The organism is Kitasatospora sp. NPDC058184 (genome assembly GCF_042883725.1).
In the GTDB taxonomy this organism is placed as follows: Bacteria; Actinomycetota; Actinomycetes; order Streptomycetales; family Streptomycetaceae; genus Kitasatospora.
Window position 1 is genome coordinate 60434 of the sequence record NZ_JBHVVE010000008.1, and the last position, 26313, is coordinate 86746.

The 26313-nt window shown below is 75.1% G+C and carries 16 protein-coding genes; 6 read left to right on the forward strand and 10 right to left on the reverse strand.

What is annotated here, in order from left to right:
* Positions 1 to 131 precede the first annotated feature (131 nt).
* The 7 genes from ACFVXH_RS17225 to ACFVXH_RS17255 all read right to left on the reverse strand — a co-directional run bounded on the left by ACFVXH_RS17225 (position 132) and on the right by ACFVXH_RS17255 (position 10714).
* A complete protein-coding gene (locus tag ACFVXH_RS17225) occupies positions 132 to 1511 on the reverse strand; it encodes a serine hydrolase domain-containing protein (RefSeq protein WP_387824384.1) in 1380 nt (459 codons plus the stop codon).
* A gap of 165 nt (positions 1512 to 1676) precedes the next feature.
* The gene (locus tag ACFVXH_RS17230; protein WP_387824387.1) at positions 1677 to 3002 is read right to left on the reverse strand and encodes a M1 family metallopeptidase; all 1326 of its coding nucleotides are present in this window, start codon (positions 3000 to 3002) and stop codon (positions 1677 to 1679) included.
* A 47-nt stretch (positions 3003 to 3049) separates the two neighbouring features.
* Positions 3050 to 7012, reverse strand: coding sequence for a Pls/PosA family non-ribosomal peptide synthetase (locus ACFVXH_RS17235; protein WP_387824390.1), 3963 nt, complete (start codon positions 7010 to 7012; stop codon positions 3050 to 3052).
* 391 nt (positions 7013 to 7403) lie between these two features.
* Complete coding sequence (locus ACFVXH_RS17240) at positions 7404 to 8270, reverse strand: NmrA family NAD(P)-binding protein (protein ID WP_375874969.1); 867 nt, start codon at positions 8268 to 8270, stop codon at positions 7404 to 7406.
* A complete protein-coding gene (locus tag ACFVXH_RS17245; RefSeq protein ID WP_387824393.1) occupies positions 8267 to 8755 on the reverse strand; it encodes a hypothetical protein in 489 nt (162 codons plus the stop codon). The genes ACFVXH_RS17240 and ACFVXH_RS17245 overlap by 4 nt, the downstream gene beginning before the upstream one ends.
* A gap of 114 nt (positions 8756 to 8869) precedes the next feature.
* Complete coding sequence (locus ACFVXH_RS17250; protein ID WP_387824396.1) at positions 8870 to 9391, reverse strand: MarR family winged helix-turn-helix transcriptional regulator; 522 nt, start codon at positions 9389 to 9391, stop codon at positions 8870 to 8872.
* A gap of 57 nt (positions 9392 to 9448) precedes the next feature.
* Positions 9449 to 10714, reverse strand: coding sequence for an FAD-dependent monooxygenase (locus ACFVXH_RS17255; protein WP_387824399.1), 1266 nt, complete (start codon positions 10712 to 10714; stop codon positions 9449 to 9451).
* A gap of 210 nt (positions 10715 to 10924) precedes the next feature.
* Here ACFVXH_RS17255 and ACFVXH_RS17260 point away from each other — a divergent pair, with 210 nt between their 5' ends.
* From ACFVXH_RS17260 to ACFVXH_RS17270, 3 genes are all read left to right on the forward strand, one after another.
* Positions 10925 to 11530 carry a TetR/AcrR family transcriptional regulator gene (locus tag ACFVXH_RS17260; RefSeq protein WP_387824402.1) on the forward strand — a complete coding sequence of 202 codons (606 nt, stop codon included), beginning with the start codon at positions 10925 to 10927 and terminating at the stop codon, positions 11528 to 11530.
* Positions 11531 to 11936: 406 nt separating this feature from the next.
* Entirely contained in the window at positions 11937 to 13556 is a 1620-nt protein-coding gene (locus ACFVXH_RS17265) for an alpha/beta hydrolase (protein ID WP_198959396.1), read from the forward strand.
* A gap of 364 nt (positions 13557 to 13920) precedes the next feature.
* Entirely contained in the window at positions 13921 to 15543 is a 1623-nt protein-coding gene (locus tag ACFVXH_RS17270; protein WP_387824405.1) for an FAD-dependent oxidoreductase, read from the forward strand.
* A 123-nt stretch (positions 15544 to 15666) separates the two neighbouring features.
* Here ACFVXH_RS17270 and ACFVXH_RS17275 read toward each other — a convergent pair whose 3' ends face one another.
* The gene (locus tag ACFVXH_RS17275; protein ID WP_049656422.1) at positions 15667 to 16398 is read right to left on the reverse strand and encodes an ABC transporter ATP-binding protein; all 732 of its coding nucleotides are present in this window, start codon (positions 16396 to 16398) and stop codon (positions 15667 to 15669) included.
* Between the two features lie 430 nt (positions 16399 to 16828).
* Between ACFVXH_RS17275 and ACFVXH_RS17280 the strand changes: the two genes are divergently transcribed.
* The 3 genes from ACFVXH_RS17280 to ACFVXH_RS17290 all read left to right on the forward strand — a co-directional run bounded on the left by ACFVXH_RS17280 (position 16829) and on the right by ACFVXH_RS17290 (position 24166).
* Complete coding sequence (locus ACFVXH_RS17280; protein ID WP_387824408.1) at positions 16829 to 20200, forward strand: ABC transporter permease; 3372 nt, start codon at positions 16829 to 16831, stop codon at positions 20198 to 20200.
* Positions 20197 to 23043, forward strand: coding sequence for a hypothetical protein (locus ACFVXH_RS17285; protein WP_387824411.1), 2847 nt, complete (start codon positions 20197 to 20199; stop codon positions 23041 to 23043). Before ACFVXH_RS17280 ends, ACFVXH_RS17285 begins: the two co-directional genes overlap by 4 nt.
* Positions 23044 to 23176: 133 nt before the next feature.
* Positions 23177 to 24166 carry an ABC transporter ATP-binding protein gene (locus tag ACFVXH_RS17290; RefSeq protein ID WP_049658967.1) on the forward strand — a complete coding sequence of 330 codons (990 nt, stop codon included), beginning with the start codon at positions 23177 to 23179 and terminating at the stop codon, positions 24164 to 24166.
* A gap of 21 nt (positions 24167 to 24187) precedes the next feature.
* On the opposite strand, the gene ACFVXH_RS17295 is transcribed toward ACFVXH_RS17290, so the two are convergent.
* The gene (locus ACFVXH_RS17295; protein ID WP_049658969.1) at positions 24188 to 24370 is read right to left on the reverse strand and encodes a hypothetical protein; all 183 of its coding nucleotides are present in this window, start codon (positions 24368 to 24370) and stop codon (positions 24188 to 24190) included.
* A 167-nt stretch (positions 24371 to 24537) separates the two neighbouring features.
* Entirely contained in the window at positions 24538 to 26088 is a 1551-nt protein-coding gene (locus ACFVXH_RS17300; protein WP_387824415.1) for an AMP-binding protein, read from the reverse strand.
* Between the last annotated feature and the right edge of the window lie 225 nt (positions 26089 to 26313).

The window sequence follows — 26313 nt, forward strand, 5'->3', positions numbered from 1 at the left end:
TCGCGACCCCGCGGTCGTCACGCGGCTGCTGTCACGCCGCTGTCGTCACGATCGCGCCGTCGCGCCGCTCGCGTCACGTCGCCGTCGTGACGATCCGATGTGCCGCTGTCGTGAGGAGAGCGGCGCGCCGCTCAGAACGCCCGCCAGCCCTCCGGGTCGACCCCGCCCGGGACGGCGCCGGCCGGGCCGTACGGCTCGCGGGTGTAGACGAAGGAGCCGACGTCGAGGTGGTTGACCGTGCCGTCGGGGTGGCGGACCACCCGCAGGGTCTCGCCCGCGTAGTAGTTCTCCACACCGGTCCAGGTGCCGTCCGGCTCGGGCCGGAAGCGCGAGCCGCGGCCGCGGCCGGTGAGCGGGGTGAGCTCCAGCACCCGCCCGGGCCTCAGCCGCAGGGCGGCCGGCGCTGCGCCCCAGTACCAGGGGCCGGTGAGCTCCAGCAGCTCCGCGTCCACCTCGGCGAGCGGGCGCCACGGTTCGGGCAGCCGGGGCTCCAGGTCGGCGGTGAGCGCGATCAACTCGGCGGCCAGCGACGGGGCGCTGGCGCCGCTGGTGGCGTTGGAGAGGGCGTACGCGGCCAGGCCGTCGGCCTCGCTGATCCACAGGCCCGCGGTGAAGCCGGGCATCGAGCCGGTGTGCCCGTACAGCAGCCGGCCCTCGTCGCGGCGCAGTTGCAGGCCGAGGCCGTAGCCGCTGGTCCACTCGGCGTCGTCCGGGGCGACGGCCGGGCGGCGCATCTCGGCGACGGTGTCGGCGGACAGCACCCTGTCGTCGCCGGCCGTCAGGAAGGCCGCCCAGCGGGCCAGGTCGGCGATGGTGGACCAGAGTTGGCCGGCCGGCGCCATCAGCCCGGTGTCGGTGAGCGGCTCGGGCAGCATGACGTCGGCCCAGGGGTGGACGGCGAAGCCCCCGGCGTGCGGGTGCTCGGGCAGCAGCGTGGTGCGGTCCATGCCGAGCGGGGCCAGCACCTCGCGGCGCAGCACCTCGCCCCAGGGCTCGCCGCGCAGCTTCGCGACCAGGGCGCCGAGCAGCGCGTAGCCGGGGTTGGAGTAGTGGTGCACCCGCCCGGCGGGGTGCTTCAGCGGCCGGTCGGCCTCCAGGACGTCGTCGAGGCCGGGGCGCAGCGAGCCCTCGGTCCGCTCCCACCACGGGCCGGGGGTCTCGGCGGTCAGGCCGGAGGAGTGCGCGAGCAGTTGGACGACGGTCGCGTCGTCGGCGGGGGTGCCGGGCAGGTGGCGGGAGAGCGGGTCGGCGAGGTCGAGCAGGCCCTCGTCGCGCAGCCGCATCACCAGCACGGCGACGAAGGTCTTGGTGAGCGAGCCGATCCGGTACTGGACGTCCGGGGTCGGCGCGTGCCCGTCGACCATGCTGCGGGCGCCGCTCCACACCGGCCGCCCGTCGCGCAGCACCCCGGCGACCATCGAGGGCGTGCGCCCCTCGGCCTGGGCGACGGCGAGCCGGTGCAGCAGGGCTCGGCGGGTGGCGGGCAGCAGCTCGGAGGGGAGGTCGGTCATGTGGGCTTCTGGACTCATCGACATGTGCACGGACAGTAGTCCAGCCCGGCCACGACGCCGACCCAATAATCCCGCGCACGGGCCCAATAACCCCCGCGCCCGGGCCCGGTGACCGGATCAGGCCGGGCCCGGTGAACCGGATCAGGCCGGGCCCGGTGAACCGGATCAGCCCGGCAGCGGCGGCAGTTCCGGCCGTTCCAGCCAGGCCTCGAAGAGCGGGCCGAGCGGCGCGGCGGTGTACCGGGCGGCGTGCGCGCGCAGGTCGGCGGTGGCGACCACGCCGTGCCGGTTGGCGCCCGTCCAGTCCCGCAGCATCGCGAAGAACGCGTCGTCGCCGAGCGCCCGCCGCAGCGCGTGCACCACCAGCCCGCCGCGCTGGTACAGCCGGTCGTCGAACATCAGCCTGCGGCCCGGGTCGCCGAGCGTCAGGTCCTGCGGCAGCCCGGCCAGCAGCCGGTGCGCGGCGGCGGCGTGCACGGCCGCGCCCGGGCCACCGGCGTGCTCGGACCAGAGCCACTCCGCGTACTTGGCGAAGCCCTCGTTGAGCCAGATGTGCCGCCAGTCGGCGATGGTGACGCTGTTGCCGAACCACTGGTGGGCCAGCTCGTGGGCGATCAGCCGCTCGCGCTCCCAGCCGCCGCCGAGGTGGTTGGTGCCGAAGGTGGCGACGCCCTGCGCCTCCACCGGGACGTCCAGCTCCTCGTCCGCGACGACCACCGCGTACTCGCCGAACGGGTACGGGCCGAAGACCTCGCCGAAGTACGCCGCCATCTCCGGCTGCCGGGCGAAGTCCCGGGCGAAGGCGGCGGCCAGCCGCTCCGGCACGTAGCCGGTCTGCGGCACCGCCGGGCGCACCGCCAGCGGCACCGGCCGGTAGTGCCCGATCGACACCGTCACCAGGTACGTCGGGGTCGGCGCGCTCTGCTCGTACACCCAGGTGGTGCTGGACGCCCGGGTGGTGCGGGTCAGCAGCCGGCCGCTCGCCACCACCGTGAACGGGGACGGCGTGGTGAGCGCCAGCTGGTAGGTCGCCTTGTCGGCGGGGCGGTCGTTGCACGGGAACCAGGACGGCGCGCCGACCGGCTGGCTCGCCACCAGCGCGCCCTCGGTCAGCTCCTCCCAGCCCAGGCCGCCCCACGGGCTGCGCACCGGGCGCGGGTTGCCCGCGTAGTGCACCTCGACGGTGAACGCCGCGCCCGGCGCGAGCGCCCTGGCGGGGCGGATCCGCAGCTTGCCGCCGCGGTGGGTGTAGCGGGCGGCCTTGCCGTCGACCAGCACCCGGCCGATCCGGAACTCGGCCAGGTCGAGCGCGAACTCGGCCAGCGCCGCGTCCGCGACCGCGCTCAGCCGGGCCGAGCCGGCCAGCCGGTTGGGCCCGGGCCGGTAGTCCAGCGCCAGCTCGTAGCGGTGCACCCGGTAGCGGTGGTCGCCGCTGTTCGGGAAGTACGGGTCCGGGGCGCCGGCGGCCGCCGGGACGTGCTTGGGCTTCACGGGGACGTGCGCTTCCTGCGGGCCGGGACGGGGGGACGGGGAGGTGGTCACGGCGTGCTCTGCCACGCCTCGATCGGGTTGCCCAGCCACCGCGTGTCGGCGGGGACGGACTCGGCGCGCATCACCAGCGAGGCCGGGCCCAGCGTGCTGCGCGCGCCCACCGTGCTGCCGGGCAGCACGATGCCGCCCGGGCCCAGGGTGGCGCCCTCGCGGAGGACCACAGTATCCATCCGCATGATCCGGTCGTGGAAGAGGTGCGTCTGCACCACGCAGCCCCGGTTGATGGTGACCCCGTCGCCGAGGGTGACCAGGTCCGCCTCCGGCAGCCAGTAGCTCTCGCACCAGACCCCGTGCCCGACGTGCGCGCCGATCGAGCGCAGCCACAGGTTCAGCACCGGGGTGCCCGGCACCGCGCCGACCAGCCACGGCACCGCCAGCATCTCCACGAAGGTGTCCGCCAGCTCGTTGCGCCACACGAAGCCGCTCCACAGCGGGTGCTCCACCGCCCGGAACCGCCCGACCAGCAGCCACTTGGCGGCGGCCGAGACCAGGCAGGCCAGCGCGCCGGCCGCCAGCAGCACCAGGCCCGACAGCAGCGCGGCGGTCAGCGGCGAGCCGGCCGCCAGCCAGGACAGCGCCGCCGCGGTCAGCAGGCCCAGCGCCGCCGAGGCCAGCACCGGCACCAGCCGGGCCACCTCGACCAGGCCGCGCGCCCACAGCAGCCGGGCCGGCGGCTCGTAGGTCAGGCTCTGGTCGGCCAGGTCCGCCGAACGCGGCAGCCGCATCGGCGGCATGCCCAGGTACGAGCCGCCCTTCTTCGCCTTCGCGGGCGTCGCCGACAGCACGCCCACCAGGCCGCGCTTGGGCACCGAGCGGCCCGGCGCGGTCATCCCCGAGTTCCCGAGGAACGCCCGCTCGCCGACCTTCGCCTCGCCGAGCCGCACCCAGCCGCCGCCGAGTTCGTACGGGGCGATCAGGGTGTCGTCGGCCAGGAACGCGCCGTCGCCGACCGTGGTCAGGCTGGGCAGCGCCAGCACCGTGGACACCTCCGCGCCCCGGCCGACCCGCATCCCGAGGGTGCGCAGCCACAGCGGCGTGACCAGCCCGGCGTAGAGCGGGAACAGCACCTCGCGGGCCCGGTCCATCAGCTGGGTGACGGTCCACGCCTGCCAGCCCACCCGGCCGTGCAGCGGGTGCGTCCCGGGCACCAGGCCGGTGCTCAGCAGCCGGACCAGCACCACCAGCTGCGCCGCGTACACCGCGCCGAACGCCAGCGTGGCGGGCAGCAGGCCGAGCAGCGCGCCGCCGAGCGCCGGGCCGAGCGCCGCGCCCTGCTCGACGAACCGGGACAGCACGGCCAGCGCGGCGAGCGCCGGCAGTGCCGGGAGCAGGCCGAGCACGGCACCGCTGGCGCCGTACAGCGAGGCCCAGCGGGCCCGGCGGGCGGGGCGCTCCTTGGGCCAGGCGCGTTCGGTGCGGCCCAGCTTGACGGCGGGCGCGCCGCCCCAGCGCTGGCCGGTCGGCACCTGCCCGGTGACGCTGGAGCCGGCCGCCACCTGGGCGCGCTTGCCGACCCGGGCGCCGGGCAGCAGCGTCGACCGGGTGCCGACCACGGCACCGGAGCCGATCTTGACCTGGCCGATCAGCAGCCGGTCGCCGTCCAGCCAGTAGCCGCACAGGTCCACCTCGGCCTCGACCGCGCAGCCGCGGCCCAGCTTCAGCATCCCGGTGACCGGCGGCAGCGAGTGCAGGTCCACCTCGGGCCCGACCTTGGCGCCCAGCGCCCGGGCGTAGCGCGTCAGCCAGGCGCCGGACAGCGAGTCCGCGCCGCTCAGCTCGGCGAGCCGCTCGGCGGTCCACAGCCGCAGGTGGACGGAGCCGCCGCGCGGGTGGCTGCCCGGGCGCACCCCGCGCAGCAGCAGCCGGGCGCCGCCCGCCGCGACGGCCAGCCGGCCCGCCGGGGTGTACAGCGCGAGCGCGCCCGCGCCGACCCACCACCAGGAGGCGGTCGGCGCCCACGGGTAGTCGCCGAGGTGGGTCAGCAGGTTCCCGGCGGCCAGCAGGGCGACCGTCCAGCGCAGGCCGACGACGGTGAACAGCGGGACCAGCAGGAGCAGCTGGAGCAGCTTGGCCCTGGTCGGCACCAGGGCGACGGTACGGGCCTCGGCGCTCTCGCCGGCGGTGCGCTCCAGGTGCCGGGCGAGCTTGCGCAGCGTCGGGTGCTGGTAGATGTCCAGCACGGCCGCGCTCGGGTAGCGGGTGCGCAGCAGGGTGGTCAGCCGGGCGGCGGCCAGGCTGCCGCCGCCGATCGCGAAGAAGTCGTCGCGCGGGCCGCCGACCCGCACGCCGAGGATCTCCGACCACTGCTCGGCCAGCCAGGCCTCGGTGCCGTACAGCTCCTCGCCGGGGCCCGCGTTCTCCAGCTCGGGCAGCGGCCAGGGCAGGGCGGCCCGGTCGACCTTGCCGGAGGTCCGGGTGGGCAGGGCCTCGACGGTCGCCAGCAGCGGCACGAGGGCGGCGGGCAGTTCGGCGCGCAGCCGCTCGACGGCCTGCTCGCGGTCGAAGCCGTCCTGGACCACCAGGTAGCCGACCAGCAGCTGGTTGCCGCCGCGCGCGGTCCGGACGGCGGCCGCCGCGCCCGCCACGCCGGGCAGGGCCTGCAGGGCCGCGTCGACCTCGCCGAGCTCGATCCGGCGGCCGCCCAGCTTGATCTGCTCGTCGGTGCGGCCGAGGAACAGCAGGCCGGCCGGGTCCGCCTGGACCAGGTCGCCGCTGCGGTAGGCGCGCTCCCAGCCCAGCGAGGGCAGCGGCGCGTACTTCTCGGCGTCCTTCTCCGGGTCGAGGTAGCGGGCCAGGCCCACCCCGCCGATCACCAGCTGCCCGGTGCCGCCGGGGGCGACCGGCAGGCCGGCCTCGTCCACCACGGCGAGGTCCCAGCCGTCCAGCGGCAGGCCGATCCGCACCGGGCCCTCGCCGGTCAGCAGGGCGGCGCAAGCGACCACGGTGGCCTCGGTGGGGCCGTAGGTGTTCCACAGCTCGCGGCCCTCGGTGACCAGGCGCTGCACCAGCTCGGGCGGGCAGGCCTCGCCGCCGAAGATCAGCAGCCGCACCTCGTTGAGGGCCTCGGCCGGCCACAGCGCGGCCAGGGTCGGGACGGTGGAGACCACGGTGATCTCCTGCTCGGCCAGCCACGGGCCGAGGTCGGCGCCGCTGCGCACCTGGGAGCGGGGGACCGGCACCAGGCAGGCGCCGTGCCGCCAGGCCAGCCACATCTCCTCGCAGGAGGCGTCGAAGGCCACCGAGAGGCCGGCCATCACCCGGTCGCCGGGGCCGATCGGCTCCTCCTGGAGGAAGAGCGCGGCCTCGGCGTCCACGAAGGCGGCGGCGTTGTGGTGGGTGACGGCCACGCCCTTCGGCTTGCCGGTCGACCCGGAGGTGAAGATGATCCAGGCGTCGTCGGCGGGGGTGGGGCGGCGCTCCAGGGCGGGAGCGCGCTCGCCGGTGGTCGCCAGGCCGCGTTCGGCGCCGAGCACGGCGGCGACGGCGGCCTCGCCGAAGACCAGCTCGGCGCGCTCGTCCGGGTCCTCGGCGTCCACCGGGACGTAGGCGGCCCCGGCGGCGAGCACCGCGAGGATCGAGACGTACAGGTCGTTGGTGCCGGAGGGCACGCGCACGCCGACCCGGTCGCCCGGGCCGATCCCGGCGGCGGCCAGCCGGCGGCGCAGCTGCTCGACCTCGGCGGCCAGCGCGCGGTAGCTGAGCACGGTGCGCCCGTCGTCCAGGGCGGGCTCGTCGGGGTGGGCGGACACGGTGGCGTCCAGCACGTCGACCAGGGTGCGCGGGGCGGCGGCCGGGCGGCCGGGGAACAGGGCGAGGGCCGGTTCGGCCTGCGGCACCGGCGCCTGGGCGGGCTCGGCGTGGGGCGTGGACCCCTGGACGGGGTCGGCGTGGGGCGTCGGATCCTGCGGTGGCGTGGGGTACTGCTCCGGGTGGCTCGGTTCAGCTGTCATGGCAGCCGTGCGCTCCTCGTCCTCGCCCCGTTCCGACCGATGCCCGACCCCTGGGGCGGTGGGAGCACCGCCTGATCGGGTGACCCCACTCCGGGGCCGGAGCGGACAACCCGACCGATGGTAGCCCCGGCGCGGCGACCCGGCAGGAGCGGACACACGGCCCAACTGGCGCCGGATTGGCCGAATCTGACGCTTCGTCAGTCAATAACTGAGCCCCGTTGGAACCCATGTGACGAGGTGTCAGTGGAATTGACGGATCGTCAGGTCGATTCTTCGACCGTGATCCACACCACAGCGAATGCTGCTCCCTTCGGGTGGCGGGCCGTCGGCGGGCCGGGTTTCGCGCTCCGGTCCCCTCGGTCCGGCCCCGGCCCGCCGTACGGCCCGGCGGTCAGCGGAACCGGTGCAGGTTCTCGCCGAGGAAGGCCTCCAGGGTGCGCGGAGCGCGTCCGGCGAGGCGGAGGAAGGTGTCGTCCGGTGTCTCCTTGCGGACCACCGCGAGCTGCTGGATCTCCACCACGTGGGTGGCCAGCCAGTCCGGCATCCCGGCCCGCCCGACCAGGTGGGCGTGCAGCTCGGACGGGCCCAGGTCGAGGTAGCGGACCGGCCGGCCGAGCAGCTCGCCCAGCAGCGCGGTGAGCTCCGGGTAGCTGTAGGCCCGCCCGCCGGTGAGCGGATAGGTGCCACCGGCGAGCTCGGGGCGGGTGAGCACCTCGGCCGCCGCGTCTCCGATGTCCCGGGCGTCCACGTAGTTGCAGCGCGCCTGTCCCAGCGCGCCGTGCACCACTCCGGCGGCGGCGATGCCGGGCGCCAGGAGCAGCAGCTTCTGCATGAACGCGTACGGCCGCAGGACGGTGGTGGTGATGCCGGAGGAGCGCAGCCGCTCCTCGATCAGGTGGTGGCCGCGGGAGACGGCCACGGGGGAGTCCGGCTCCGCGGCGGGCGCGGAGACCTTGACGATGTGCTCCACGCCGCAGTCGACCGCCGCCTCGATCGCGTTCAGCTCGTACCGGACCTGCTGCGGGCCGTTGGCCATGGTGAGGAAGAGCTGGTGCGCGCCGCGGAAGGCCGCGCGCAGGGAGGCCGGGTCGGCGGCGTCCGCCGGGAGGGTGGCCGTGCGGGCGAGGGTGCGCTCGTCGAGTGCGGCGGCCAGCCGGGCGGGCTCGCGGCTGAGGGCGCGGCTCGGTGCGCCGAGGGCGGCGAGGCTGCGCAGGGTGGCGCCGCCGGTGGCGCCACCGGCGCCCATGATGACGATCATGACGTCTGCCTTTCGGGGAGGGGTGCGGTGGGGAGTCGGTGCTGTGCCGTGCGGGCCGGGCGGCTGCCGCGCCAGTGCCAGGTGGTGATGGTGGCGGCGATCGCCGAGGAGACCGGCAGGTCGATGGGGAGCCGGTGCGGCCACGGGCTGTCGGCCAGCCCGGGGACCTGCGGCAGCCAGTGGGCGGCGGCGAGGCCGACGGCCAGGCCGAGCGCGGCTCCGGCCAGGCCGAGTGCGGCGGCCGCGAGGGCGCGCGGGGTCCGGGCGGGCCGGGTGCGGACGGGGCGGCGGCGCAGCGCGGCGCCGAGTGCGGCGGCCACCAGGGCGGAGGTGCCGCCGATGGTGGTGAGCGCGGCGGCCACCAGCTGGGGCTGGCCGGTGACGGCTCCACCGGCCCCGGCCATGGCGGCGGGCATGGCGTAGGCGAGCAGGACCTCGCGCCACAGGACGAAGGGCGGGGGAGCGCCGGGGGCCTTCTTGCTCATCGGAGCGGATGTCCTTTCGTTAGTGGTTAGGTGCCTAAGTATTTGTGCTTAGGCACCTAACTATTGGGGCTGAGAGGAGGCGGGCCGCCGAACGGCGGCCCGCCTGGGTGCGGATCAGTCCTCGGTGAGCGCGTCCATGCCCGCGACCACCCGGCCCAGCAGGTCCAGGAAGGTGGCGCGCTCCTCGGTGGAGAGCCCCCCGACCAGCGCCTGCATCCGGGCGAAGTGCTCGGGCGCCAGCTCCCGCAGCCGGTCGGCGCCCCGCGCGGTGAGGATCACCACGTTGCCGCGGCCGTCCTCGGTGGACGGCCGGCGGGCCACCAGGCCCTCCCGCTCCAGGCCGTCGACCAGGCCGGTCACCGTCGCCCGGGAGACGCCGAGACTCGCCGCGAGCTGGGAGGGCGACTTCTCGCCGCCGTGGTCCTCCAGGTCCGCCAGCAGTCGGTAGCGGCCGGTGGAGAGGCCGAAGCGGCCGAAGTGCACCTCGCCGGCCTGGTTGATCCGGGCGCCCGCCGCCATCAGCCGGGCCGCGACCAGAATCGCCTGCGGATCGGCCGAGAGGCCGTAGCGGGCGATCTGGCGGCGCGCCTGGTCGAGGCTGGGGGCGGTGGGACCGCCCGCGGAGTACTGGGTCACGAGAAGTAATATGGTGCCTAACCTGATTTCGCGTCAAGCGGGACCATGGGCTTGTGCCTAGGCGGCACGCGGAGCGATCCGCGGCGGCGTCCAGTCGGCGTGCCGCAGGACGGTCCGGACCATCGCGCCGGGCGGGGTGAGCCGGATCGCGGCGTTGCGCAGGCCGACCGCCAGGGGGTGGGCCAGCTGCTGGCCCATCCGGCCGGCCCGGCGGGCGTCCCGGGCCACGGTCTGGCTGCGCGGACGACGGGCCGCGTCGTACCGGGCGAGCGCGCCCTCGACCGTCCGGGCCTCGGCGAGCGCCGCCGCCAGGGTCACCGCGTCCTCCAGGGCCTGGCAGGCGCCCTGGCCGAGGTGGGGCGTCATGGCGTGCGCCGCGTCGCCGAGCAGTGCGACCCGCCCCGAGACGTAGGAGGGCAGCGGGGTGGTCAGCTCGTTGATGTCGTGGTGCAGCACCGCCTCCGGCCGGGTCGCGGCCAGCAGCGAGGGGATGGGCTCGTGCCAGGGCGCGAAGCGGCGGCGGACCTCGGCCAGCGGGTCCCGGTAGCGGACCCCGGCCGGGGCGTTCAGGACCGCGTGCCACTCGGCGGTGCCGTCCGGGAAGGCGATGTGGCCGAACTCGGCGCCGTGCCCCCAGGTGATCTCGAAGTCGGCCCTCAGTCCGTCGACCGGGCGCTCGGTGATCGCCCGGAGCACCGTCGAGCCGCCGTAGACCGGCCCGGGGTGGTCGGGGAAGAGGCGGCGCCGGAGCCGGCTGTTGATGCCGTCGGCCGCGACCAGGAGGTCGGCCTCCAGGAAGTCGGCCTTCGGGCGGTCGGAGTGCTGGGGGGCGGCGTGCCGGGGGTCGGTCTGCCGGGGGTTGGCCTGCTGGGTGTCGGTCGCCGGGGTGGTGCCGCCGAACCCGACCCGGACCCGGAACGGCCGGGTGGTGTCCAGCTTGGTCACCTCGGCGCCGACGATCAGGGACTCGGCGGGCAGCGCCTCGCGCAGGATGCGGTGCAGAGCAGCGCGGGGGATCCCGACGATCGGGGCGCCCAGCTCGCGTTCCAGTGCCGCACCGTCCATCGCGGCGAGCCGGCGGCCGTCCGGCGTCCGGGTGCCGCCGGTGTACTGGCGGCGGGCGGCAGCCTCGACCGCCTCGCCGACCCCCAGGGCGGCGAGCGCGCGCATCCCGTTGGCGGCCAGCGAGATGCCGGCGCCCGCATCGTCCAGGACGGCCGCCCGCTCGACCACGGTCACATCCCACCCCGCCAGTCGGAGCCCGATCGCGGCCGCCAGTCCGCCGATGCCGCCCCCGACCACCACCGCGCTGCTGCTGCTCATGCCCGGTCCTTCCCGTGTCGCCGCGCTGCTTTCTACATCTGTAGAAGTAGCGTACTACGGGGGTGCCGGCAGGTGGACGGGGGTGGGGGCGGGTCGGTCGGGGGCCGTCGGGGTCCGCCGGGGCGGTTCGGGGTGGTGGGGTGGCGGTCGGCGGTCGGCTCGGACCGAGGTGGTGCGCGCCGGGTGCCGCGGCCCCGGTAGAAAGGAGGGATGCGGCGACACGAGGGCCAGAAACGGGACGATGCGGGGCGGCCGGACCGCCGGACGGTGTTGGCGGACGCCGCGATCGGGGTGCTGGCCGACCTCGGGGTGCGCGGACTGACCCACCGGGCGGTCGATGCGGCGGCCGGGCTGCCGGTCGGAACCACCTCGGCGTACCTGCGGACCAGGCAGGCCCTGCTCACCGCACTGGTGCGGCGGCTGGTGGAGCTGGACCAGGGCGAGCTGCACGCCATGGGGGAGCGGGTGCCGGTCCGTTCGTCGGAGGAACTGGCCGACGGCATCGCCGAGTTGATGCGGCAACGACTGTCCGGCGACGGGCGGCGGCGCTCGCTGGCCCGGTACGCCTGCGCGGTGGAGAGCGTGCGCGATCCCGAACTGCGCGAGATCCTCGTCCCGCGGGAGAACGCCGGGCGCGCCGCCGTTCGCGCGTTCCTCGCCGACCAGGGCGTGAGCGACCCCGACGGGCGGACCACCACACTGCTGGCCTGCGTCGACGGCCTGGTCTTCGAGCACCTGGTGGGCGGCGGCAAGCCCGGTGTCGACGCGATCCAGGGACTGGTGGCGGCCGCCCTGCGGGGAGCGGCCGCGAGTTGAGGCGTGCCGCTCCTCGCCGGCGCGACCCGGCTCGCGCCTGCGAGGCGTGGGACCATCTCCCGTCCACGGGCCGCCGAGCACCGGCGGGGAGCGCCGTGCCCTCGATGCCGATCGCGCAATAGCGGGAGCCCCTGGGTGTTCGGCCGCGCGGGAAATCCGCGCCCTTGTCGGCTGCGCAGGCCCCCCGCCGGACGCCGCCCGCCCCCACCGAACCCGGACGGCCGACGGTCGATCGGCAACGCGGGATGACGAAATCTCAGGTCAATCAACCGTCAAGTTGGTTCATTCACAGAATATTTCGCGATGTGTCACATGACGGGTGGATGATTTACGCCGCTCCCAGGTCTTCCCACGGAGATCTCCGACTGACAGGCTGGGGCCGCCCTTTCAGTACGGAGGAGGTTCCTTGTCCCGCATATCCACGCTGGCCGGAGCGGTCACCTGCGCTCTTGCACTTGTCACCGGCACCGCCGCCGCCGCTTCGGCAGCGCCTATTGACCAGACCCCGAGCCTGGCCGAGGCGAAGGTCGATCCCGTCGCCTGGACGCCGTGCAACCCCGACCCGACCAAGCCGGACCCCGGCATCTACGACTGCGCCGTCTACCCCGTGCCGCTGGACTACGACAAGCCGTCGGGCGAGAAGGTCGGCATCGCGATGATGCGGCGGCGGGCGAGCGACCCGTCGAAGCGGATCGGCTCGCTGTTCCTCAACCCGGGCGGCCCGGGCGGCAGTGGCTACCTGTGGGCGACGACCGCCCGCTTCGGCACCGAGGTGCAGTCGAAGTTCGACCTGGTCGGCTTCGACCCGCGCGGCGTGGCCCGGAGCAACCCGCTCAAGTGCTTCAAGACCCAGGAGGACGCCGACGCGGTCACCAACCGCATGGTCGGCGTGCCGGTCACCAAGGCCGAGATCAACGAGACGCTGGACGCGGACCAGGACTACACCGACGCGTGCAGCAAGAACGCCGGCCCGCTGATCGAGCACATGTCGACCATCAACGTGGTGCGCGACCTCGACCGGATGCGCCGCGCCGTCGGCGACGCCCAGCTCACCTTCGCCGGGTTCTCCTACGGCACCCTGATCGGTTCGACGTACGCCAACATGTACCCGAACAAGGTCCGCGCGATCATCGTCGACGGCAACGTCGACCCGAACCTGCGCCTGCACAACGGCCTGGAGTACGACCGCCAGCGGGCGAACGGCTTCGAGCTGGCCCTGGACGAGTTCCTCAAGCGCTGCCAGACCGCCGGCGCCCCGCGCTGCGCCTTCGGCGAGGGCGACACCCGGGCCAAGTTCGACCAGCTCCGCGACCACCTGCGGACCAGCCCGATCACGCTGCCGAACGGCTCCAAGGTGACGCTGAGCAGCTTCACCGGCGAGGTGGCCAGCGCCCTGTACTCGCAGGCCAAGCTGGCCCCGCTGGCCAAGTCCCTCCAGGCGACCTACCAGGTGTTCCAGAAGCCGGCCGCGGCCGCCCTGCTGGCCCCGCAGGCGAACGTCTCGGACGAGGACGCCAACCTGCTCTCGGTGGACGTCCCGCGGACGGCGCTGCGGGAGGCCCCGGTCGACTCCGAGTACACCGCGGACGACTCCTACATGGCCGTCAACTGCCAGGACAAGCCGTACCCCTCCAACGACCGGGTGTTCGCGAACGCGGCCAAGGCCTGGGAGAAGGAGATGCCGACCTTCGGCCGCTACCAGGCCTTCGACGCGCCCGCGTGCGCGAGCTGGCCGGCCCCGGCCCGGGACGCCGAGCGCTTCTCCGGCCCGTGGAACAAGAAGACCTCCAACACCGTGATGGTGATCGGCAACCTCTACGACCCGGCCACCCAGTACAAGTTCGCCCAGCGGATGCAGCAGGAGCTGGGCAACGCGGTGCTGGTCAGCGTCGACTCGATCGAGCACTGCGCGGTCGGCCGCAGCCAGGCGCTGAACAAGATGGTCACCCGCTACCTGGTCGACGGCACCGCGCCGGCGGCCGGCCAGCTGCTGAAGCCGGACGCGGAGATCTTCCCGGCGGTCTGACGGAACGGCCCCCGGTGATCCGGGGGAGGGTTTGACGGTCGTGGTGGTCGGCGGTGCAGCCGGCCACCACGACCGTGTTTTCCGGGCGAGTTCCCGGAGGGCCGGGAAGGCCCGGAGAACGCGGAGAACGCGGAGACGGATCGTCATCGAACCTCCCGTGGAGCGGATTCCTGCGATTCGTCGGCGACCATAGCCCATGCCACTGACAATGGGATTCCGGCGTCACGGCGACGGTCAAGACCAGGCTGGACCAGCAGGAATGACGTACTGTCACACTTTCCATTAACCGATTCCCGTGGCCGGATATCCGTGTTAGCGTGCGGGCCGCCGGCTTCTCTCGGACTCGGGAAAGTGGGGACGGAACATGCGGTACGAATTCTCCCGGCGGGGATTCCTGGGCGGTGCCGGCGCGGCGGCCGCCGGGATCACCGCCGCTTCCACGGGCGCGGCGGCGGCCGAGGGCGCGCGCCGGGAGCTGCCGAAGGGGCGGTCGGTGCTCCCCGGTGACCCCCGCTACCAGACCCTCGCCCAGGGCTTCAACCAGCGGTGGAGCAGCAGTCCCGCCTACATCCGGCTGGTGGGCGACGAGGCCGACGCGGTCGCCGAGGTGAACCGCGCGCTGGACGCCGGGCTACGGCCGACGGTCCGCGGCGGCGGGCACTGCTACGAGGGTTTCGTCGACAACGACCAGGGCGTCATCCTCGACCTCGGCACGATGCGCGGCGTCGCCGCCTCGACCGACAAGTTCGGCCGGCCCACCTACGGCGTCGACGGCGGCGCGACCAACTGGGACGTCTACACCACGCTGTTCCGCGAGTACGCCGTCACCCTGCCCGCCGGGTCCTGCTACTCGGTCGGCGCGGGCGGGCACGTCTGCGGCGGCGGGTACGGCCTGCTCTCCCGGCGGCACGGGCTCACCGTCGACCACCTCGTCCAGGTCGACGTGGTCACCGTCCGGGGCGGCCGGGCGGTGGTGACGAAGGCGCACCGCGAGGACGCGCCGGGCTCGCCCGAGCAGGACCTCTTCTGGGCCCACACCGGCGGCGGGGGCGGGAACTTCGGGGTGGTGCTGCGGTACCACTTCGCGTCGGACGTGCCCCAGCCGCCGCCCCGGGTCTGGCTGAGCAGCGTGGCCTGGCCCTGGGCCGAACTGCTCCGGCGGCCGGCCGACTTCGAGACCCTGGTGGCCAACTTCGGCGCCTTCATGGCCGAGCACAGCGGCCCGCGGGAGGCGGTGTACCAGGGGCTGTTCGCCATCCTCAAGCTCACCCACCACTCCAACGGGAACGTCGTCCTGTTCAGCCAGTGGGACGGAGCGGACCCGGCCCCGCTCGACGCCTTCGTGGCCGCCGTCGAACAGGGGATGACGACGCGCCCGGTGGTGCAGACCCGCTCGGCCGGCGGGCTGTTCCTGCCCTACCCGGACAAGCGGCGCCGGATGCCCTGGTTCCAGGCGACCATGACGCTCAACCCCTCGGGAGACAACGAGCGGGGCAAGCACAAGTCGGCCTACCACCGGGAGCCGTTCGCCCCGGTGCAGATCGCCGCCTTCTGGGACTGGCTGACGCGGGACGTCGAGGGGGCGGACCTCTCGAACACGGTGGTCCAGATCGACTCCTACGGCTGCCGGATCAACGCCCGCCGCCCCGAGGAGACGGCCGTCCCGCAGCGCGACTCGATCATGAAACTGCAGTACCAGACGCACTGGACGGACCCGGCCGAGGACGAGAAGCACCTCGCCTACCTGAGCGGGCTGTACCGCGACGTCTACCGGGAGACGGGCGGTGTCCCGGAGATCGACACCGCGACGGACGGCGCCTACGTCAACTACCCGGACACCGACCTGGGCGCCGCCGACCAGCCCGACCCGGACTACCCGCGCCTCTACTACAAGGGCAACTACCCACGGCTGCAACGCACCAAGGCCTACTGGGACGGGGAGGAGGTGTTCCACCATGCCCAATCGATCGTCCCGGCCGGGCCCTGAGTCCGAGCGCCGGCGGCCCACGGGGGCGGGGAGGCACCCCGCATCCCCACCCCCGTAAAGCAGTCCTGTCGCGCGCATCCGGGACTCACCCCGGCACCAACTCCCGGGCCCGGGCCCGTTCCGCTAGGCGGCCTGCTCCGCCTCCTCCTCGACGATCCGTCCGTCCCGGACCTCGATCACCCGGTCGGCGAGCCCCATCAGCGTCGGGTCGTGGGTGGCGACCAGCACGGTGACGCCCTCGCTGCGCACCACCGCGCGCAGCAGCTCCATGATCGAGCGGCCGGTCTCGGAGTCCAGCTGACCGGTCGGCTCGTCGGCGATGATCAGGCTGGGCTGGTTGGCCAGCGCACGGGCGATGGCGACGCGCTGCTGCTGGCCGCCGGAGAGCTCGCCGGGGCGCTGGTTGGCGTGGTCGGCGAGGCCGACCAGGGCGAGGAGGGTGTGGGCGCGCTCCTCGCGCTCGGCGGCCGGGGCCTTGCGCAGCCGCAGGGGCACGCCGACGTTCTCGGCGGCGGTGAGCATCGGGATCAGCCCGAAGGACTGGAAGACGAAGCCGATCCGCTCCCGCCGCAGGGCGAGCCGGCCGTCCTCGTCCAGCGAGGCGAGGTCGATGCCGTCCAGCGCGATGCTGCCGCCGGTCGGTGCGTCCAGGCCGCCGACCAGGTTCAGCAGGGTGGTCTTGCCGGAGCCGGACCGGCCCTTGAGCGCGGTGAGTTCACCGCGGCCGACGGTGAACGAGACGCCGCGCAGGGCGTGCACGGTCCGCTCACCGGTGCCGAAGCTCCGGCGCAGGTCGGTGACGGCCACCATCGGCTGGGTGGTGGTGTCGGCGGTGGCGGCCTGAGGCTGCGTCATGCGGCGTCCCCCTGTGGGCGTGGCGGCCCGGTTCCATCCGGGTCCCGTCCGGTTCTACGGATATGAGTGCTCCGGCGGTTCACGTTCCCGGGCGGGAATCCGAGAAGTCGGTGTCCCGGGCCAAAGGAGTGCGCCGAAGCCGGATTTGTGAGGTGTTCATGGCATTTCAAGTAGGGCATCCCCGGCCGGGATGCTACCAATGAAAGGAATTTGCTCATTGCTTACTTGATTCGCGCAAGTCCCTTCCGTTCCTGGATCGAATCTGACAGCATCGTCCGCTATCCGGCGACCGATAGCCGGTGATCAATGCGCCGGTGTGCCCGCGGTGTGTCCATCTGTGACCGATCTGCACGCGGATCGGCACTCGGATCGGACCGACGAGCGGGGCCCGGGGATGCAACCGGGGACGTAAGTCCGGGGGAGGAACCTGATGCTCGGCTTCGTCGTGCGCCGACTGCGCGGACGAGTGCCGCTGGCTGCCGCCGTCCTGCTCGCGGTGCTGATCACCACATCCGTGCTGACCGCCTTGGTCGCCTTCAACAGCAGTGTCGGCGAGGCCGGCCTGCGGCAGGCGCTCCAAGGGCCCGGTCACGCACGGACCACGGTGACAGTGACCGGCGAGCACGGACTCGACCAGCGGACGAAGGACGAGGAGGCGCTCGCCTCCTACCGGCAGAAGCTCTTCGGCGACCTGCCCGTGCACACCGACAGCGTGATGCGCAGCCGCTCCTACAGCCTGCCCGGCTCCGGGGGCGCGGCGAACGGCAGTGCGGCGAACGGCAGTCCGGCCAACGGCACCGCGGCCAACGGCAGCCCGGCGACCGGCAGCCCGGCGAGCGGCACCGGCGCAGCCGGCGCCTCCGCCGGCCAGGCCCCCGGCGCCCAGCTCGACCTGACGGTCCTCGCCGACCTCGACCGCGGCCGGGTCCAACTGGTGGCCGGCGCCTGGCCGGGCGCCGCCACCGGGCCGGCCCAGTCCGCCGCCCCGGAGGCCGCCGTCCCGCAGAGCCTGCTGCGCCGGCTCGGTCTGACCGAGCAGGCCCTGCCCGCCGAGGTCCGGCTCGTCGACCGGAACGACAGCAAGCCGCTGACCGTCCGGATCACCGGCGTCTACCGGGCCACCGACCCGGCCGCCCCGTACTGGCGGATCGACCCGGTCGGCGGCCACGAGATCGAGGTCGCCGGCTTCACCACCTTCGGCCCGATGATGGTCGACCAGAGCGCCTTCACCACGGCCGGCCTGGTCCAGAGCAGCCGCGGCTGGTCGCTGGACGCCGACTTCTCCGGCGTCGACCGGGCCGCCGCGCAGGCCGTCGGCGACCGCGCCCAGCGCCTCTCCGATGAGCTGCGGACCTCCGGTTCGCTCGCCGCGAAGACCGAACTGCCCGACATCATGCGCGAGTTGTCCGACAGCATGGTGGTCGCCCGGTCCACCCTGCTGATCGGCGCCCTCCAGCTGGCGGTGCTCGCCGCGGCGGCCCTGCTGCTGGTCGTGCACCTGATCGCCGCGCGGCAGGAGTCCGAGAACGAGATGCTCGCCGCGCGCGGCGCCTCGGCCGTCCGGCTCGGCTCCTTCACCGCCCTGGAGTCGCTGCTGCTGGCCCTGCCCGCGGCGGTGTTCGCGCCGCTGCTGACCCCGTTCCTGGTCCGCGCGCTGGCCGGCCTCGGCAGCGCCCACCAGGTCTCCCTGGACACCGGCATCAGCTGGTCGCTCTGGCCGGTGGCCGTGGTCTGCGCGTTCGCCTGCATCCTGCTGGCCACCGTGCCGAGCGTGGTGCGCGGCGTCGGTGCCGCCCTGCGCCGCCGGGCCGGCCGCCGCCAGGCGGTGGTCTCCGGCGTCGCCCGCAACGGCGGCGACATCGCCGTGCTCGCCCTGGCCGCGCTCGCCTACCAGCAGCTCGACCAGTACGGCGGCGGGCTGTCGCCCGACTCCACCGGCCGGCTGGACGTGGACCTGCTGCTGGTCGCCACCCCGACCCTCGCCCTGTGCGCCGGCACCCTGGTGGTGCTGCGGCTGCTGCCGGTCGTCGCCCGGCTCGGCGCCCGCGCGGCGGCCCGGGGCAGCGGCCTCGGCCCCGCCATGGTCGGCTGGCAGCTGGCCCGCCGGCCCGGCCGCGCCACCGGCCCCGTCCTGCTCCTCGTCATGGCCGTGGCCACCGGCGTCCTGGCGCTCGGTCAGCACGCCACCTGGACCGCCTCCCAGCGCGACCAGGCGGCCTTCGCCACGGCCGGCGGCCTGCGCATCTCCGGCTCGCACAACGCGCCGATGGGTCAGGGCGGCCGCTACGGCAGCCTGCCCGGCGGTGATCGGCTGGTCGCGGTGGTGCGCGACGAGCAGCCGCTGCAGGGCGGCTCCGGCCAGCTGATGGCCGTGGACGCCGCCGCCTTCGCCGAACGCGTCCCGGTCCGCTCCGACCTGCTCGACGGCCGCACCGGCGCGGAGGTCTTCGGCTCGCTCGCCTCCCCCGCCCCCACCGGCATCCCGCTGCCCGGCAGCCCGCTGCGGATCGACGCGGACATCGCGGTGAGCCAGCAGGAGCCGAAGAACTCGCGGTTCACCAGCGTCCCGATCCAGCCCGAGGTCCGGTTGCTGCTGCGCGACCGCTTCGGCCTGGTCCACAAGGTCCCGTTCGGCGAGCTCCCGATGAACGGCCAGGTCCACTCCTCGATCCGGCTCGGCGCGCTGGTCGACGCCCCGGTGGGCTCGGTCGCCGCCCCGCTGACCGTGGTCGGCGCGAACGTCGCCTTCGGCGACCGCAGCGAGGGCGAGGTCACCCTTCGGAACCTGGCCGTCTCGGACACCGCCGACGGACCGTCCACCGCCGTCCCGGTGCCGTCCGGTGCCGGCTGGACCATCAAGCCGCCGGAGTCCCGCAACGGCGCGGGCGGCTCGCCGGTGGCCGCGCTCGCCTCCGAAGCGGCCGCCGCCGACAGCCTGTTCACGGTCCGCTACCACCCCGCGGGCGGCATCGGAGACCCGATCCGCGCGGTGCTGAGCCCGACCGGGGCGCCGCTGCCGGCCGCCGTCAACGGCGTCGCCACCCACGACTACCTGAAGTCCGTCGGAGCCTCCGTCGGCGACACCCTCCAGGTGCCGTTCAGCGGGGTCGTCGTCCCGGTCAAGGTGACCGGCGCGGTCGAGGCCCTCCCGGTGGCCGGCCAGCGGGCGCTGCTGCTGGACCTCGGCTCGGTCGCCCGGATGCTGTCCGTCCAGGACCGCAACCTGCCCTCCCGTACCGAGTGGTGGCTGCCCGCCACGGGGCCGGGCGACCGCATCCCGGCCGAGGCCGCCGCCGCCCTGCGCGGCGCGCCCGGCAGCCAGGACCTCGCGCTCTACGAGGAGGTCTCCGAGGGCCTCCTCGGCGACCCGGTCGGCGCCGCCCCGCAGAGCGCGCTGATGGCCATCGCGATCGTCACCGCCGTGCTCGCCGCGATCGGCTTCGCCGCCGCGGTGGCCGGTTCGGCGCACGAGCGCTCCCGGGACTCCGCGCTGCTGCTCGCCCTGGGCGCCCCGCGCAAGCAGGTCACCCGGACCGTCGCCGCCGAGAACGCGGTGCTGGTCGGCCTGGGCGGGATCGTCGGCCTCGCCCTCGGAGCCCTGCTCGTCCGGCTGATCGTGCCCTTCGTGGTGCTGACCCCGGCGGCCCGCCGCCCGGTGCCGGAGGCCCTGGTCGAGCTGCCGTTCGGTCAGGCGCTGCTGTTCGCGGGGGCGATCGCCGTCGTCCCGCTGCTGTCGGCCTTCCTGATCGGCCGCCGGCGTCGAGACGTGGCCGCGCGGCTGCGCCACGTGGAGGAGATGTGACCACCAAGGCCGGCACCACCGTGCCCACCCACGCGCCGCCGCCGGCGCCCGAACCGGCGCGGGCCCACCGGCCCGCGCCCTGGGTCCGCACCCGGCTGCGCGCGATGCCGCTGGCCGCGCTGCTCACGGCGGCCCTCGCGCTCGTCACCGTCTTCCTGGCGGCGGCCTTCCCGCGCATCGCGGACCGGAACGCGGACAGCGCGCTCCAGGAGTTCACGCGCGGCCTGGGCACCAACGTCACCAACCTGGAGGTCACCTCCGGGCTGGCCCCCGGCGACGACGGCGCCGCCCTCGAAGCCCTGCAGCGGAAGTTCGACGCGCAGATCGGACGGCAGCTGCCGCTGAGCGCGTCCGCCCAGGTCCACGGCACCCGGATCAAGACCGAGCGGAAGATGTTCAACCCGGGGTTCACCCGGCTCTCCGACCGGGCCGTCCCGGGGCTCGGCCTGTTCTACCTGCACGGCCTCGCCGACCGGGCGACGCTGACCGCGGGCACCTGGCCGGGCCCCGCCCCGGTCGACGGCCCGCTGCCGATCGCGCTGAGCCAGCAGGCCGCCGAGGCCATCAACATCAAGGTCGGCGACGTCATCGAGAGCGGCACCGACGGACCGGTCGCGCTGCGCACCACCGTGACCGGCCTCTACCGGGTCAACGACCCCCAGGACCCGTTCTGGGAGGGACTCGGCTGCCCGTCCAGGGCCTGCCTGGGCGTCAAGGGCGAGGACGCGTGGTACTGGACCAGCGGCTTCGTCGACGGCGGCAGCCTGACCGCGCTGGCCCGCTGGGGTTCGAGCGGCCAGAACTTCTGGCGGCTGCCCGTCGACCCCGGCTCGCTGCGCGCCGACGAGCTCGACCACACCCGCGAGGTCCTCGGCTCGTACACGGCCGGCCCCGGCATGACCGCCCTGATCGACGCCACCCTCCGGGCCGACCTGCACGCCACCTCGCTGATGCCGGACGTCCTCGCCCGGGCCACCGCCCGCTACCAGGCCGCGGCCCCGCTGGGCGCGATCGGGCCGGCCGGTGTCGCCGGCGTCGCGGTCGTGGTGCTCTGCCTGGCCGCGGCGCTCAGCACGGACCGGCGCACGGCCGAGATCCGGCTGCTCCAGGCCCGCGGCGGCTCGCGCACGGGGGTACTGCTGCGGCTGCTCGGGGAGGGCGCGGTGACCGTGCTGCCCGCCGCCGTGCTCGGCACGGCCCTCGCGCTGGTGCTGCTGCCCACCCCGCGCTGGGGCACCCCGGTGCTGCTGGCGCTCGCCGTGACCCTGCTCGCGATCCTGGTCTTCCCGGTCCGGGCCGCGCTGCTCTGGGCGCGCCCGCGGGCGGCCGGCGGCTGGCGCCGGATGGTCGGCGAACTCGCCGTGCTGGCCGTCACCGCCGCGGCCGTGGCCGAGGTCCGACGTCGCGGCGTCGGCCACCCTGGTAGCGGCGTCGACCCGCTGCTGGTGGCCGCCCCGCTGCTGCTCGCCGTCTCCGGCGGCCTGCTGCTGGCGAGGATCGAGCCGGTCGTGGTCGGCTGGCTGGCCGCACTCGCCGGCCGCGGCCGCGGACTGGTCGGCTTCCTCGGCCTGGTCCGGGCCGCCCGCGACAACTCGGGCCGGCGGCGGCCCTCCGCGCTGCCGCTGCTCGCCCTGCTGATCGCCGTCACCGCCACCGGCTTCGGGGCCACCGTGCTCGACACGGTGGACCACTCCCGGGCGCGTGCCGCGCGGCTCTCCACCGGCGGCGACGTGTCCGTCTCCGTCCCGCTCTACGCCAACCTGCCGGAGGCCTTCACCAAGGCGGCCGGCGAACTGCCCGGCGTCCGGGCGGCGACCGGCGCGTGGATCGAGGAGCGGGCCACCTTCGTCGGCGCCGACCGGGAGACCGCCGAGGCCGTCCTGGTGGTGGTCGAGCCCGAGGCCTACGCGGAGATCTCCCGCACCGTCGGGGTCGGCGGGTACGACCCGGCCAAGCTGACCGCCGCCCCGGGCGGCAAGGACGGCCCGGTCCCCGCGCTGTTCAGCCGGGACCTGGCCGCGCACCTGGACTCGGGCGCACCGCAGGTGCGCACGCCCTCCGGCAGCCAGATGGCCACCAGCGTCGCCGGGATCGTCACCGCCACGCCCGCCTTCCCGGACCCCGGCAAGCCCTTCGTCGTGGTGCCGGCCGGCCCCGCCGCGGAGCACCTGCCGGAGCTCAAGCGGTCGAACCGGGTGAACAAGTGGTTCGCCGTCGGCGACGTCGACCCGGACCGGGTCCGCGCCCTGCTGCGGGAGCGCGCCATCGGCAGCGGCGAGCTCCTGGGGCGCGTCGCCAAGCTGATCGACGCGGAGGCCACGGCGGCCGGGAAGACCACCGCCGGCCTGCCCCCCGGCTACGTGGTGCACAGCAGCCGCGAGAAGATCGCCGAGCTGGCCGGCGACCCGGTGCAGCACGCCGCCGGGCGGCTGTTCTGGTACTCGGGCTTCGCCGCCGCCGGCTTCGCCCTGCTGGCCGTGCTGCTGACGCTGCTGCGGGCCGCGCCGGACCGTACGGCGGTGCTCGCCCGGCTGCGCACCATGGGCCTGCGGCCCCGGCAGGGCCTGGTGCTGATCATCGCCGAGGCGCTGCCGCAGACCCTGGCGGCGGCCGTCGGCGGCGGGCTGGTCGCGCTGGCCGCGGTCGCCCTGCTCGGGGGCGCCTTCGACCTCTCGGCGCTGGTCGGTGCCACCGTCGGCGAGACCCTGGCCCCGGCGGTGCTGCCGGTGCTGCTGCCCACCGCCGGTCTGGCCCTGGTGGTCGGCCTCGGCGTGGTGCTGGAGACCCTGGTCGCCGGCCGGCGCCAGATCGCCACCGAACTGCGAGCGGGGGAACGGCAATGAGGCCGGCACGGATAGCGGCGGACCCGCCGGGAGCGGCGGGCGGGGGCGGTGCACGGGCCGTGACAGCGGCCCGGTCCGCCGGGACAGTGGAGAGCGGTGCGATGAAGCAGACAGTCGAGACAGGAGACCACCGGTGAAGAGCACTCCCCAGGAGCGGACGGTCACCGAGGCCCCCAGCCTCCAGGAGCTCCAGCAGCGGGCCCTCGCCGCCGCCTCGCCCAAGGCGTACGGCGAGGGAGCGGCCATCGTCTGCGACCGGCTGGTCCGGATCTTCAGCGCGGAGGGGGTCGAGGTCCAGGCGCTCCAGGGCCTGGAGCTGACCATCCGCCAGGGCGACCTGGTCGCCCTGGTCGGCGCCTCGGGCAGCGGCAAGTCCACGCTGCTCACCATCCTCGCCGGGCTGGACGTGCCGACCGCCGGCACCGCCACCGTGGCCGGCTGCGACCTGCTGGAGATGTCGGTCAAGGAGCGGCTGCGCTACCGGCGCGAGGTGGTCGGCTTCATCTGGCAGCAGACCGCCCGCAACCTGCTGCCCTTCCTCACCGCCGCCGAGAACATCGCCCTGCCGATGCAGCTGCGCGGCCGTCGTTCGGGCGCCGGCGGGGCCCGGCAGCAGGCGGCCCGGGTGGCGGAGCTGATGGAGGCGCTGGAGATCGGCGAGCTCGCCCACCGCAAGCCCAACGAGCTCTCCGGCGGCCAGCAGCAGCGGGTGGCGATCGCGGTGGCGATGGCCAACAACCCGCCGGTGCTGCTCGCCGACGAGCCCACCGGCGAGCTGGACTCGGAGACCGCCGGGATCATCTTCGAGTCCTTCCGCACCGTCAACCGCGAACTGGGCGCCACCGTCGTGATCGTCACCCACGACCCGATGGTCGCGGGCGAGGTCCGTCGCACGGTCGCGATCCGGGACGGGCGGACCGCCAGCGAGGTGCTGCGCCGCACCGTGACGGACGAGCACGGCGAGGAGTCGGTGAACGAGCGCGAGTACGTGATGCTGGACCGCAGCGGCCGGGTGCAGCTGCCGGTCAAGTTCCTGGAGTCGCTCGGCATGGAGCACCGGGTGGCGGTCGATCTCGCCGCCGACCACATCGAGGTCCGGCCGGACGACATCGCCGGGCACTGACCGGCGGTGGGCGGCGCGGCGTCAGCTGTCGCCGCCCATCCGCTGGAAGAGGCCGCTGCCCTCGGCGTCCGCCCGGAGGTCGGGCGGCGCCTCCTCCGCGGCGCGCTCGCCGCGCGAGGTGGCGGTGCAGAGGGCGAAGACGATCAGGGCACTGGCCGCCACGGCGAGGATGCCCAGTGCGGTCAGGACGCGTAGCCAGGTCAAGGGAGTGCCTCCTGGGGGGACGGTGCGGCCCACAGCGACGTGCACGGCGCTGCCGGGGATGTATCGGCAGGTCGGGCCGCACGATCGAGTGCCCACGGACGGTTCTTCCCGCCGGGTGGCGCACGAGAGGTCGCCCGCGTAGGCGCTCGATGCACTCGTCGGGCGCGTCACACCCCGTTGCGCGCCCCCGCGGTGGCGGCCGCCCGTCCGCTCCCGGCGTCCACCTGGGCCCGCAGGGCGGCGAGGTCCGGTTTCCCGAGACCGTTCAGCGGGATCGCGGGCAGCAGCAGGAGCGAGTCCGGGGCGCACCGGCCGAGGCCGTGCGCCCGGGCCCAGCGGTGCAGCTGCCCGGCCGTCAGCCGCGAGCCGGGGACGAGGGCGACGGCGGCGTGCACCCGCTCCAGGCGGTCCGGGTCGGCGGTCGTGAACATCACCGCCTCGCGGACCTCCGGGTGGGTGCGCAGTGGCTCCTCGATCTCGCGGGGGAACACATTGTGCCCCTCGACGACCGCCATCGGGTCCCGCCGCCCGGCCACCGTCAGATAGCCGGCCGCGTCCAGGCTGCCCAGGTCGCCGGTGTGCAGCCAGCCGTCCCGGAGCACCTGCCCGGTCAGCTCCGGGTCGCGCCAGTAGCCGGCCATCGCGGTCGGCGTCCGGACGCAGATCTCCCCGGTCCGGTCCGGCGGCAGCTCGGCGCCGTCCTCGTCCAGGACGCGCAGCCCGGTGTCCGGGTACGGGCGGCCCGCGGTGGTCAGCAGCCGCGGTGCCAGGTGCTCGTCCGGGCCCAGCCGGGAGACCGGCCCGCACTCCGTCAGGCTGTAGGTCTGGTGCAGCACCCGGCCCAGCCGCCGGGTCGCCTCGGCGAGCCGCCGCGGCGAGGGCGCGCAGCCGGTGTACCCGACCCGGCGCAGGCTGCCGGTGTCGGTCGTCGGCAGCAGCGGGTGGTCCAGCAGCCGGTACAGCAGGTGCGGCGGCAGGTACATCCGGGACACCCGGTGCCGCTCCACCGCCGCCAGCACGGCCCCGGCGTCGAACCCGTCCTGCATCACCACCATGCCCCCCGCCGCCAGCGCCAGGTCCGCCGTGGTGCCGCCGCCGTGGCAGAGCGGGGTGCACAGCAGGAAGACCGAGCCGGCCAGCAGCGGCGGGCGCGGCGGACGGGCGAAGCGGCGCAGCACCCCCTTCGGGCGCCCGGTCGTGCCGCCGGTGAACCGCACCGCCATCACGTCCTCGGGCAGGTAACGGGGCGCCAGCGGGGCGGGGGAGCGGGCCGCGGCGAGGTCCAGCAGGTCCGTGCCGAGCCCGAGCGGCGACGGGCCCAGCGAGAGCAGGACGGCCGAGGGCACGGCCCGCGCGACCCCGTCGGCCGCCGCCGCGCACCGGACCGGGTCGAAGACCAGCGCGGACGTCCCGGCGAACTCCGCCAGCGCCACCTGCTCGGCGACCGGCCCGTCCGGGAACGGCATCGCCACCCGGCAGCCCAGCAGGTTCGCGGCCAGCCGCACCAGCAGCGCCTCCGGCCGGTTCCCGGCCAGCACCGTCACCCCGTCCCCGCGCCCGAGCCCGGCCCGCTCCAGCGCGCGGGCGGCGCGGTGCACCAGGTCCAGGCAGCGCTGCCCGGTCCACTCCTCGTCCCCGTACCGGAGCGCCACCCGGGCGGGATCGCGGGCGAGCCCGTCCAGCACCAGCGCGGTGTACGTCGGAGCCGCCTCCGCCATGGCCGTCCTCCTGTCTGACGGCTCGTCAGCCTAGTGGACGGCGGGCCCACGGGTGCACTGCGGTCGCCGGGGGCCCACGGGTACCGACGGGCGCGGGTGGGCGCCGACGGACCGGTGCGGGCCTGCGGGGTCCCCTCGGCCCCCGGCCGGAGGGCGCCCCCGCTTCTGCCGCGAGGCGCGCACGCCCGACGCCGAGGCCCGGTCCGGCCGGATCCGCCGAGCGGC